This is a genomic window from Spongiibacter pelagi (genome assembly GCF_014705705.1).
Lineage (GTDB): Bacteria > Pseudomonadota > Gammaproteobacteria > Pseudomonadales > Spongiibacteraceae > Spongiibacter > Spongiibacter pelagi.
Map to the genome: position 1 here is coordinate 330,862 of NZ_JACXLD010000002.1, position 10,896 is coordinate 341,757.

The 10,896-nt window shown below is 50.3% G+C and carries 10 protein-coding genes; 2 read left to right on the forward strand and 8 right to left on the reverse strand.

Annotation, left to right across the window (positions count from 1 at the left end; all coding sequences use genetic code 11):
• Positions 1-9: 9 nt before the first annotated feature.
• From IB286_RS05585 to IB286_RS05605, 5 genes are all read right to left on the reverse strand, one after another.
• Positions 10-1,353, reverse strand: coding sequence for a type II and III secretion system protein family protein (locus IB286_RS05585; protein WP_190763334.1), 1,344 nt, complete (start codon positions 1,351-1,353; stop codon positions 10-12).
• A gap of 23 nt (positions 1,354-1,376) precedes the next feature.
• Positions 1,377-2,276: a Flp pilus assembly protein CpaB gene (cpaB, locus tag IB286_RS05590; protein WP_190763336.1), complete on the reverse strand. Its 900-nt coding sequence runs from the start codon at positions 2,274-2,276 to the stop codon at positions 1,377-1,379.
• 70 nt (positions 2,277-2,346) lie between these two features.
• Entirely contained in the window at positions 2,347-2,880 is a 534-nt protein-coding gene (locus IB286_RS05595) for a TadE/TadG family type IV pilus assembly protein (protein WP_190763338.1), read from the reverse strand.
• 78 nt (positions 2,881-2,958) lie between these two features.
• A complete protein-coding gene (locus IB286_RS05600; protein ID WP_190763340.1) occupies positions 2,959-3,414 on the reverse strand; it encodes a prepilin peptidase in 456 nt (151 codons plus the stop codon).
• 18 nt (positions 3,415-3,432) lie between these two features.
• Entirely contained in the window at positions 3,433-3,627 is a 195-nt protein-coding gene (locus tag IB286_RS05605) for a Flp family type IVb pilin (protein WP_190763342.1), read from the reverse strand.
• A gap of 176 nt (positions 3,628-3,803) precedes the next feature.
• Here IB286_RS05605 and IB286_RS05610 point away from each other — a divergent pair, with 176 nt between their 5' ends.
• Positions 3,804-4,277 (forward strand): regulatory protein RecX, encoded by a 474-nt coding sequence (locus IB286_RS05610; RefSeq protein ID WP_190763344.1) that lies wholly within the window; start codon positions 3,804-3,806, stop codon positions 4,275-4,277.
• A gap of 37 nt (positions 4,278-4,314) precedes the next feature.
• On the forward strand, positions 4,315-4,749 hold the full coding sequence (locus IB286_RS05615) for a Spy/CpxP family protein refolding chaperone (protein ID WP_190763346.1): 435 nt from the start codon (positions 4,315-4,317) through the stop codon (positions 4,747-4,749).
• 56 nt (positions 4,750-4,805) lie between these two features.
• Here the strand turns inward: IB286_RS05615 and IB286_RS05620 are convergent, their stop codons facing one another.
• From IB286_RS05620 to mnmC, 3 genes are all read right to left on the reverse strand, one after another.
• Positions 4,806-7,745 carry an insulinase family protein gene (locus tag IB286_RS05620; protein WP_190763348.1) on the reverse strand — a complete coding sequence of 980 codons (2,940 nt, stop codon included), beginning with the start codon at positions 7,743-7,745 and terminating at the stop codon, positions 4,806-4,808.
• A gap of 91 nt (positions 7,746-7,836) precedes the next feature.
• The gene (locus IB286_RS05625; RefSeq protein WP_190763350.1) at positions 7,837-8,739 is read right to left on the reverse strand and encodes a glutaminyl-peptide cyclotransferase; all 903 of its coding nucleotides are present in this window, start codon (positions 8,737-8,739) and stop codon (positions 7,837-7,839) included.
• Between the two features lie 8 nt (positions 8,740-8,747).
• A complete protein-coding gene (gene mnmC / locus IB286_RS05630; RefSeq protein WP_190763352.1) occupies positions 8,748-10,868 on the reverse strand; it encodes a bifunctional tRNA (5-methylaminomethyl-2-thiouridine)(34)-methyltransferase MnmD/FAD-dependent 5-carboxymethylaminomethyl-2-thiouridine(34) oxidoreductase MnmC in 2,121 nt (706 codons plus the stop codon).
• Between the last annotated feature and the right edge of the window lie 28 nt (positions 10,869-10,896).

The following is a 10,896-nucleotide window of genomic DNA, read 5'->3' on the forward strand; positions in this document are numbered from 1 at the left end:
TATGTTTTCCTAGTTCGAAAACCCGACAGAAGCGGGTGCGCTTTTTGCGGAATCGCTGCGTTTTGGCTTATTCCCTTTCATAGGATCGCCAAACAGCATAGAGCTAAAGGATGGGGTGTAATCCTTGTAAATATCACCCGGTAATTCACCTATATCAGTGCCTTTGGCCAAGGGTTTTACCAAATGCGGGGTAACGATCATCACCAGTTCTTTATCGTCCTGCTCGAAATAGCTAGAGCGGAACAGGGCGCCAATAATGGGTAAATCGCCAAGGCCGGGAACTCGATCAGCATTGTTGAAAGTGGTGCGGCTAATCAGACCACTGATAATAAAGCTCTCGCCAGGGGCAAGCTGAATTGAGGTGTCGGTGCGACGAACTCGCAAGGCGGGTACAGAAACACCGCTGGCCTGCACGCCGCTGGAGAAATCCAAGTCACTCACTTCTGGGGCGACCTTCAGCATAATGCTGTTTTCACTCAACACAGTTGGGGTCAGTTTTAGGCGAACACCAAATTCTTTAAATTCAATTTGCACCTGACCTTCACGGCTGGAAACCGGGTAGGGGAATTCGCCACCCGCCAAGAAGCTGGCAGTTTGCCCGGAAAGGCTAACCAGCGATGGTTCTGCTAGCGTGTAGGCATAGCCATTTTGACGAAGCGCGTTTACAGCAGCGCTAAAATTGTCGGTGGCATGGCCGATTAAAATGCTGGATGCAGATTTGCCCGTTGTGAGTCCGCCGAGCAGAGCGCCGACTGGATTACTTTCCAGCAAGGGGAGTAGGGCGGTAGAGCCTGTAGCCGCTGACGTGTCGCCGCCGACAAAACTTAGCGCCGTACCAATCTGTTTAAGTTTAGAGCGGCTGTATTCGACAATTTTAACGTCGGTCTGTACCTGGATGGCGCCGGGCTGGAAGGTATTGTCGATGGATTTTTCGCCGCTGCTGTTTAGCAATTGCTGATGTTGCTGCAGCGAGTTTACCTGGCCTTCCATAAAGACCTGATCGCCGCGCACATCCAGTTTTACACCGGGGTTTGCTGCGCTATTAATGGCTGGGGCCACATCAATGCGGATAACCGTGGGAGTTGATCCGCTCTGCCACAGCAATAGTTGGGTGGAGCCAACTTGCTTGGCGGTGATCAAAAACTCTTTTGAGTTAAGTACCTTGAGAGTGGCAATGTCAGGTTTGCCAATCGCACTGCGCTTAACACTGTACTGGGTAACCAGTGGACGCTGCTCACCGGGTAGCATCCGCATAACTTTGAATGGCGCTTCCGCTTGAGCCAAGCTTATCGACACCATGTTTAATAGCAGCGCTGCAAAAACAAAAAGGTTAAGGCCGCGTAATTTGCTCATAAGAAAATCCGTTCCTAGCCTGATCATTTCGGTACCCTAATTGTTTCAACACTGTCGCCGTTATAAACATAGACAGATTTTGGTGGTGCGGGAGGCTTAAGCCCCGTCACTTCGCGAATAAAAGTGGCTTTGTCTTCTTCATCGCTAGCTTCTGCTGATGGATCGGCTTCCAGTGCGGCGGCAAGATCGGCGTCACCCACCGCGCTGAGGCGTAAATCGCCGCGTTCTTCAGCCAAAATCAGCATATTCACATCATCGAGGGCGACTTCTAGTACGGCGGAGCGGCTGCGTTTGCCTGAATCCTTGTCATTAGCTTTTGCGGATTTGCTGCCGCTTTCATCCACAATTTGGCCACTGTCGGCCTCAATAGCTTCACCAAAAGCGAGTACTTTGACATTGCGCAAAATGCGCCGCGTCATACTCTTTTCCTGAGTTTCTTTAGAGGCCTTGGCCGCAAAGATAACATCCACATAATCGCCGGGCTTGAGGAAGCCACCAGTAGCACTAACCTCAGTGACTTTAACGGAAAGACCGCGATAACCCGGAGCAATAATTGGGGCTAGGGTGCTTTGCTCTTCAAAATGGCTGCGGCGAATAATCGCGCCCTTGGCTAAATCAATTTCCAGCGGTTTACCGGTCACTTCTGCGGCTTTTTGGTAGCTATCTTCAACCAGAATGGGGAAGGGGATAAGTTGAATATCCTCAGCGGTAATGACTTCGCCTTTGCTAAAGGCTTTATTTGAGATCAGCAATTTTTGCGCGTAGACATAATCACTGCCACTGGTCGCGGGGGTATTGTTGTTGGTGGTTTGATTTTCCACCCGTTGAATTTCTTGTTGGCTAATCTTATAGCCAATGATCCCCATAAAAACGGCGCTGATGATCAGTAGCGCCGCAATAATTTTTAAGGTTTTTGATTGCATGCCTTTCATCCTTTATCAATGGCAGTGCGTTTTGGAATAGCCTTATTTTTCACTATTCTCAGCGAGAAAACTATAAAAGAAGACTCGATTTACCACTTAATGTTGTTGGGAAAACCGAAGATAGCCCCAACATATTTATAGCTGGTAAGAGGGACGGTCCTCGAATCTCAAGGTGGCAGATAAAATTATTGCTGGGGTCAAAAGTGGCGGGCTGGCAGTAGTTGTCTGCAGCAGCACCCTGACTCCCGTAAAACTCAAGCCCCGCGTTGCTAAATACAATCAAACTGGTTGCGGCATTTTGCGTATATTCAATGCGCAGCGCGTCGATGGTTTTTTCAATACGACATTCTTTGTCGTCGGCCCCGCAAGCATCGCAAACGGTTGAACCGACTTCATTGCACAATTCTTCGCCGGCGGCGAGGGATTTACGTAAAATTTCTTCGCTGGCAAAAGTGAAATTCTGGGTGACTAAAAACGCAAGGCTGTAGAAAACAATAGCGTAGAAGATCAAGAAAAAAATGGGGAATACGAAGGCAAACTCGATCGCAACCGAGCCGCGTTGACGCATAGGGCGGTGTGATGACGAATTTCCTGAATTGTTCATTTGGAACCTCTGTCCTTCAAACCACATTATTCTCTTAGTTGTAGTGACTAATACTTGTAGTGACTAATATTGTAGCGACTAACCGTAAAGCCCTAGCTCTGCCATCCAATGGCTTTCTGGAAGGGCGAACTGCAAAACCAACAGCACAAATGCGCCAAGGGCGATTGCTGTGCCGAGGGGTAAATCACGATCCTTGGAATCAGTCGGTTTAACCAAAAACAATATCGGAGCCAGTACCAGAACACCCGATACAAAGACAAACAAAAGCTCCTGTATCTGCCACGCTGGACTAAGCGCAACCATTAGCTTTATATCTCCGCCACCCACAATACCCTTGATATAGCCCGGTAGGGTGAGTGCGAGCCCGCAAGCGATACAGATTGCTGTCATTGAAAAAGACAGGCTGTTTTCGCTGTATGTCTTAAGTAGGCCAGCAGCAAACAGCGGAAGCAAAATCAGATTTGCTATCCGCCGCTTGCGCCAATCTATAATCCCAATGATGGCAAGTAATAAATAGAAGCTACCTGCCGTCATATACAAAATAGGGAAATGTTAAGGGTTCATCTTAGTGGCGATGTCGTTGAAGCTTTTGCCCATGCCTTTAGTGGTGTCGTCTTTCGCGCCAAGCAAGGAAATAGCAAAGGCAATAACAACCACAAGAATCGCCGCCATTACCGCGTATTCAATCGCGCTAGCACCGCGTTCGTCATTTTTCAGGGCGGTCAATTTGTTCAAAATAGTTTTCATCTAACTGTCTCCATATTGAAATTGAATGACCGAGTACTTCACTGGGTTTTTCTCAATCACTGGTGCTACTATCCACTTTGCACACAACCTTTGCCATAGGTAGTTGCCGAAGGAAATTTGGCAGAAAATTGTCAGTGCTAAATTACACAATTATTCTTATGAGCTTTTTATAACATATGGTTTTTACAGTAGAAATACGCCGTAAAGCCATGGACCTATTGGCCTTACGTGAGCATAGCGCTAAAGAACTGAAAGATAAACTGCTGCGCAAGTTTGAAAGTGGCGATGAAATCACCGTTGTTATTGCTCAACTCCAGGAAGATGGGTTGCAGTCTGATGCTCGCTTTGCGGAGGCTTTTTGCCGGCAGCGGGTGGCGTCAGGATACGGCCCGTTGCGAATAAAAATGGAACTTGCTCAGCGAGGTGTTGACCAAAGCTTAGGTGACGCCTATTTTCAGCAACACCCTGAAGATTGGTTCGAACGCTGCGAGCAAGTCCGATTAAAGAAATTCGGTGATTGGCCGAAACCTCAAGCTGAGGAGCGGACGCTGGAAGGCCTAAAGCAGGCCCAAAAAGAAAAAGCCCGGCAGCAACGATTTTTATATTCTCGCGGATTTCCGCCCAGTATTATTAATGAGATTCTGTCTTAAGTGCAGAAAACCTGAATGCTATAAATAAGGAGTTATTGTGAAACGTCATTTGCTTAAAGCGACTTTGGGATTGTTACTGTGTGGTGCATTGAGCGCCGTGCCTGCCTATGCCCAAGAGCCGGTTTCTATTGATAACAGTCCGAAATTGGCTGAGCTTGCACAAAAGCTGAGTTTCACTGAGCCACAGAAAAAACAGTTAGATGGTTTGCTGCAAAAATACCAGCAGAAGCATAAGCAGATTCAAGCGCAGGCGTTGAAATTGCAGTTGGCGATGCGCACCGTTGAAATCTCTCAGTTAGATGTGGAAACCATCAATAAACTCAGCACTCTGTCGGGTGAAGTGGTTAAGGCACATACCCATTCTTGGTTGGATACCCAGCGCGAATTTTACCGCATGTTGAATGCCCGCCAGAAAAACGAGTACGACCGTTTGCGTAATGCTCGCAAGCAGGAAGCGGCAAAGACAAAATAAGTTCTACAACGCAATAAAAAAGCCCGGAATGGTGACATTTCGGGCTTTTTTATGACTCAGACCTTCTTAATCTCCAGTCCTTCGGCGCTAATCCAGTCTTTAAGTGCGCTGGCCTGTGCATCATTGCTGACAATCGCGATGCTCGGGGTAACGCCTTCGAGGTAGTTCCGAGTCACGCGCAATAAGTCTTCGGCGGTGGTTTCTAAAACTCGCTGGCGAAATTGCTTGCGCTGTTCTGGATTGCGGCCAAACAGGCGGTTGTGGAAATCCTGCTTGGCTTCACCTGCGGGAGAGCCGGGCTTATCAATGCTGGAAACCACGCCAAGAATGGCCTGCTCGAGGGCTTCTTCGTCGACGGGGGTTTTTAGCATCCAGTCGATAGAGGCGCTAAAGTCGCTTAGGGTGTCTTGCAGGCGTGGGTCGCGATAAGAATAAAAGCGGAATGCGGCAATATTAGAATCTTGAGACGCACCGCCGCCGTAGGCGCCACCTTGTTCGCGAATGGTGCGATGCAGGTAGCCATTGCGTAAATAGCCAGACAGTACGGTTAATACAGGAGCGTCAGGGTGGGCGGATGGCACCGTGGGATAGGCGGCTGCGCAGAAATTAACCTGGGTATTGGCAACCCAGAACTGACGGCGGGTTTCTCGCAGTTCGGGACTCTCGAACCCGGCAGTTTCAGCACCTTCAAAACCTTGCCACAGCGATTCCAGTTCGGCACTCAAGGCGGTCATATGTTCGGCGTCCGCTACGAGTAGTAAGCTACGGCTGCCCTTCATGAGTTTTTCGTGCAGGGCATTAAGTTGTGTACTCAGCTCGTTAACCGAATCGGAATTTTCCAATGTGGTAACGCGTTGTTTGAGGCTTGCGATGCCTTCGAGTCCAGCGTTCTTTTGCGAGATCCGGGCTAGTGGGCTCATGCCCGCGCTGGCGGCGGTCATTGCCAGTCCGTGACCATTGCCGGTAATCGAAGATTGACGTCGAGCGCTGATTTGTTTGATGACATCGACAATGCGCTCGGTTTCCGTGAAGCGAATTTGCTCAAGGGTTTTTCGCATTAGCTGCGCTTGTTCACTGGCATTGCGTAATAGCGCCTTGGAAGACAGTACCAAATAAGCCCCAAGTTCCTGCTCGTTATTAATGGCGCCGCGCATACTCGAATAAGCGGAGATGCCACCACACACTTGCGCTTGACGAGATTGCACCTGCAAATAGTTTTGCTCGCCTAGGCCCAGCTCGGTAAGCAGTCGACAATAAAAGGGCAGCAACTCAATTTCGGCGTCGTTTAGCGAGGGTAATTGAAATAGCACTTGCTGATAGACCAGTCCGTTGGTGCCCTGGGCATAACGGGTAACGGGCAATTCGCCAAATTGGGTTTGATCGAACTCCAATACCGGAATGTCGGCGGGGACATCGTCCAAGCCAATTTTGGGCAGAATACTTTCGTCTTCTTTGAGATTTTGGCGTTCCTGCAGGGCTTTAGTTTGCGCCAGAATCGCTTCGACTTGAGCGTCGTCGAGTTCTGTTTTTAGCTCGCTTAAGCGTTGCTTTTCGGCCTGCTCCATGCGCTGTTGATACTGTTGATCGGGGCGCAGGATCAGGGTGACCCGGTGGGGATTATCGAGCAGCGCTTTGGCTAGGTTGGGAATGTAATCAGGGTTCTGAATTTTTTGATGTAAGGTTTCCAGTGCAGGATCTAGGTTCAAAACATCCGCGGGATTACCGCGATGGGTTGCGCTGCCAATGGCGTGCATTATCAATTGCAGACCATAGGGGTAGCCGTCGCCACCAATTTCCCGCTGCTGCAGTTCCAATTGATGAAGCACGGCTTCCACATCGGATTGTGGAACGCCGTCTTTGGCAACTTTTTTCAAGGTGTCGAGAATCAGGGTTTCAACGGCTTCTACTGAATCGGTATTGCCACCTTCGATACCGCAGGCCAACACCATTTCTCGCATGGAATCTTCCAGTCCGCACAAGGGCGATGGCGCCGTGCCGAGCTGAGTGGTTTCCAATGCGTGCAACAGTGGTGAGGCGCTGTTATCTAGCAGTACGCCGGCAAGTAACTGGGCTTCCAACTGACTTTCGAGATCGGTGCTTTTGCCCATCAGCCAAGCCATCACTATATGGGTTTTATTGGCTGGGTCTTCTTCGGCGGGAAGGGGGTAAGCCTCTTCAGCGCGAATTGGCGCGTGGTAGCGCTTTTCGTTAGGAACCGCGATATGTTCTTCCAGCAATTCAAAGCGCGACAGAGCTAGCTCTTCAAAACGGGCCTGGTGTTCGGCGGCGGGGATATCGCCAAAGGTCATAAAGATGGCGTTGCTGGGGTGGTAATGGGTGCGGTAGAACTCCTGAAGCTGTTCATAGCTCAGATCGGGAATGGCTTCCGGGTCGCCGCCGCTATTGTAGTGATAGGTGACGCTGGGGAAGAGATATTTGCAGAGCGTGTGCCAGAGCCGGCTATTGATAGAGCTCATGGCACCTTTCATTTCATTAAAAACAACGCCTTTATAAACGAGCTCTGAGTTGGGGTTGTCGGCCTCGGCGAATTCCAGGCGGTGGCCTTCTTGGGCAAAATCCAGTGGGTGCAGGCGCGAGAAAAAGACTGCATCCATATACACCTGAAGCAGATTGTCGAAGTCTTTGCGGTTGCTACTGGCAAAAGGGTAGGCGGTCCAGTCGGAGCTGGTCATCGCGTTCATAAAACTATTTAGTGAACGCCGAATCATCATAAAAAATGGGTCGCGAACTGGGAACTTCTCGCTGCCGCAAAGCGCGGTATGTTCAAGAATGTGGGCCACACCGGTAGAGTCTTCGGGCACGGTGCGCAGGGCAACCATAAAGACATTTTCAGGGTTGTCGCTGCTTATGTGATAGTGACTGGCTCCGGTTTTGCGGTGACGGTACTCACTGATATCAATACCCAATGCGGTAATGGTTTCGCGATTTACGGGTTCAAAGCTGTCGAAACAGTCAGATGAGAGGGCTTGGTTCATTGCGGTCCTTATTTCTGTTGGGCCTAATTTTGGGAGTCATAGCTGAGCAGCTTACGCTGCTAGCCTAGCACTTTACTTGCTGGCTGTCGTATTACTTGCTGGCGGTATTCGGCAAGCTAAATCGCAGGCGATAAATATGCCGCCACAATTTGCCAGTAACTAACCATGAGTCGTCTTCTGAGTCATAGGCAATGCCATTAAGAACCGCATCGCGGCGTTGGGTTTTAGGTGGCTCAGTGCTGTTCCAGGTGAGTTGCTCTTGTGCGACCAGTGCAGAAAGATCAAGTTTTGCGATCACTTTTCCGCTTGCCGCTTCAATAATAACAATGTCATTGCTGAGCCAGCGGTTGGCCAAGATATAGTCCCCGTGGCATTCCAGCTCATTTAATTTATCCAGTGGTTGGCCATTAAATTCTACTGGCGTTTGTTTAAGTAATTCGATGTTTTTGGGGGAGTACCATTGCAATTGCTCGCTACCATTACTCATCACAAAAGCGCCATCTTCGCCGCCGAAATTGCGGTGGTAGCAAAGCCCCCAGCCCTGACCGCGGTAGCTGAATTGCCCGAGCACAGAAAAATGTTCTGGGTCGATGATCAGCCCGCGTTGGGCGCGCCAACTCAGCACGTAAATCTTGCCCTGATAAATAGTCAGGCCTTCAGCAAACCATTGGGGCGGGAAGGCAAAGCCGCGCACTTCTGCCGGTGTGCTGTCTTTGGGTGGGAAGGGGCGAGAGAAAAACTTGGATTGGCCGTAGCGGCCGCTGGTTTCGAGTAAACGCCCGTGATACAGCTCCAGTCCTTGGGTAAACGCGGCTGGCTGATGGGGATATTGCTGGATTATTCGCCAGTCGAGTTTGGGAATCTCGCTAGATGTTGCCGTGCTGGCAAAGCTGGTCGCAGAGAAACAGAGCAGCATTGCCGCCAGCGGAAAGCCAACCACTCGACAAAGTCGCGCAATAAAATACAAGGTTGAGAAAAGGGCCTGTTTAATCAAGGTGAATCCTATCGCCGGTTGCGCATTAAATCCCGAATCAAAAAGCGGGTAGGGGCCAAGTGTTCACATAGACTCCTCGGTAGAGGACGAAGTTCACCGGCAATATAGCTGGCGACCAGTTCAGCACACAGCGGGGTTGATGTTAAGCCCCGCGAACCGTGGGCGATATTGATAAACAGATTTGGCAGATTTGCGGGGGTCTCAGCTATGTGCTTACGCGCATCTTTACGCAGTGGAGCATAGCTCTGATCAACCTCATCTATATTCGGTAAGGCGCCGACAATGGGCAAATAATCTGGGCTGGCGCAGCGCAGGGCGGCGCGTCCGCCTAAAATGGGAATGTCTTTTTCAGCCAGTTCTGGTATTAGCGCTCGCAACTGTTCCAGATTCCACTGATGATCCTTGTCGTTCAACTCCGTGTGCGTATTTTTTAAATCAAAACTGGCACCAATACAGTATTGGCCGCCCTGCGCTGGGGCGATATAGCCTTCGTGGCAGATCACGGTTTTTAGTGGCGACGGCAGAGTATCTGCCGGGATATAACTGAGCTGGCCGCGAATGGCGCGGGTGGGTAAATACGCCGACTGATTAAACGCTTTGGCATCGTTGGCGTTGCAGATCACCACGGCATCGGCATCGAGTTGGAAATCGTGCGCCCCTGAAATTTTCCAGTTAGTGTTGCCTAGTGTGATCGCCAGCGCTTCGGTCTGGGTGCAAAGTTCAATATTGGGGTGATTTAACCAGTGCGCACATAGGCTGGCAGGATTTAACCAGCCGGCATCTGGGTAGAAATGAGCGGGGCGGTTAAATGGCCTAAGGCCTAAATTTTTGAGTGCATCGCTTTCTGCTGGCAGCAAGTTCAGCCAATGTTGCCCGGCTAACTGTTGCCCGAGCAATTCAAAATTGAGCGCTTCTTTTTCATTCGCCGCCAATTGCAGAACGCCGCAAAGCTCACCCTCAATGCTCGAATTATTCTCCAGCAATTCGCGGTAATAGTTTAGCGAATAGAGAAAGCTAGATAGCGTGAAATGATTGAGTGCGCCGGGGTCAGGTGACAGTTTGGTGTACAAAATACCCTGGGGATTGCCTGAGGCCTCGGTCGCGGTTTGTGAATGGCGTTCAATCACTGTGACGCGATAACCGCGCTGGGCTAGCGCTGCTGCCGTGCTACAGCCCGCCAGTCCCGCGCCGATAATGGCAATATGCTTGATCTCGCCATGGCTTGAAGGTTGGTGCCAAGGTAGGGCGGGTGAGGGTATTGCTGGGGGTTCGGTAAGGGCGTAATCCGGCTGCCACTTACCGCACAGCATCTCCCGTTTGCGGCCATAGCCCTTCACCTTTTCTACTTTGAAGCCTGCTGATTTGAGTCCGCGCTTAACAATGCCGGCAGAGGTAAAGGTGGCAAAAGTAGTGTGCTCGCCACTAAGTAAGTTCATGCAACTAAACAGGGGCTCTTGCCACATGCCGGGATTTTTTGCGGGGGCAAAGCCATCTAATAACCAGGCATCCACCACCGGGCGGTTTAGTGCTGGCAAGTGGGTGTCTTTATTGTGGATGTCTTTATTAAGGGTGTCTTTATTAATTAAGGCCCAGTCGCTGTCCAGCAGTTCAGGCAAGGTGTCGTGGAGATCGCCAAATACCAAGTTAAGACAAACGCGGTGGCGAGAAGCATTGCTTGATAGCCAGCGTCGGTGTTGGCCTGGAATCAGTGGCGGGTAGTTTTGCTGAAGGATGCCGGCTAAAGGTGCGAGCTCTGACCAATAGGCTTGAGATCGGGCTAAATCTTCACCGCGCATGGGGTGCTTTTCAAAAGACAAATACTGCAACTGCCAACTTTCAGGCGCGCTTTGTAACCAGAGCTGCCAACACAACAGAAAATTCAGGCCGCTGCCGAAGCCGGTTTCGACTAGGGTAAAGCGGCCCGGTTTGGCGGGGTCGAGGTTTCGCCAGCGTTGTTCCAATTGATTGTGCTGCAAAAAAACATAGCGACTTTCTTCAAGGCCGTTGTCTCTTGAGAAATACACATCATCGTAATCCTCTGCGCTGGGCAAACCGTCTTCGCTCCACACCAGTTGGGCGGGTTGTAAGGCATAGGGATTTTCGGCGGTGGATTCTTTGGAGTGTGTCAACGTTAATGTCTTTACTATGCTGAAGGTG

Excerpts from the sequence above, each read along its gene's own strand:
- IB286_RS05585 (WP_190763334.1), bottom strand. The coding sequence starts at position 1,353 with ATGAGCAAATTACGCGGCCTTAACCTTTTTGTTTTTGCAGCGCTGCTA.
- cpaB (WP_190763336.1), bottom strand. The coding sequence starts at position 2,276 with ATGCAATCAAAAACCTTAAAAATTATTGCGGCGCTACTGATCATCAGC.
- IB286_RS05595 (WP_190763338.1), bottom strand. The coding sequence starts at position 2,880 with ATGAACAATTCAGGAAATTCGTCATCACACCGCCCTATGCGTCAACGC.
- IB286_RS05600 (WP_190763340.1), bottom strand. The coding sequence starts at position 3,414 with ATGACGGCAGGTAGCTTCTATTTATTACTTGCCATCATTGGGATTATA.
- IB286_RS05605 (WP_190763342.1), bottom strand. The coding sequence starts at position 3,627 with ATGAAAACTATTTTGAACAAATTGACCGCCCTGAAAAATGACGAACGC.
- IB286_RS05610 (WP_190763344.1), top strand. The coding sequence starts at position 3,804 with ATGGTTTTTACAGTAGAAATACGCCGTAAAGCCATGGACCTATTGGCC.
- IB286_RS05620 (WP_190763348.1), bottom strand. The coding sequence starts at position 7,745 with ATGAACCAAGCCCTCTCATCTGACTGTTTCGACAGCTTTGAACCCGTA.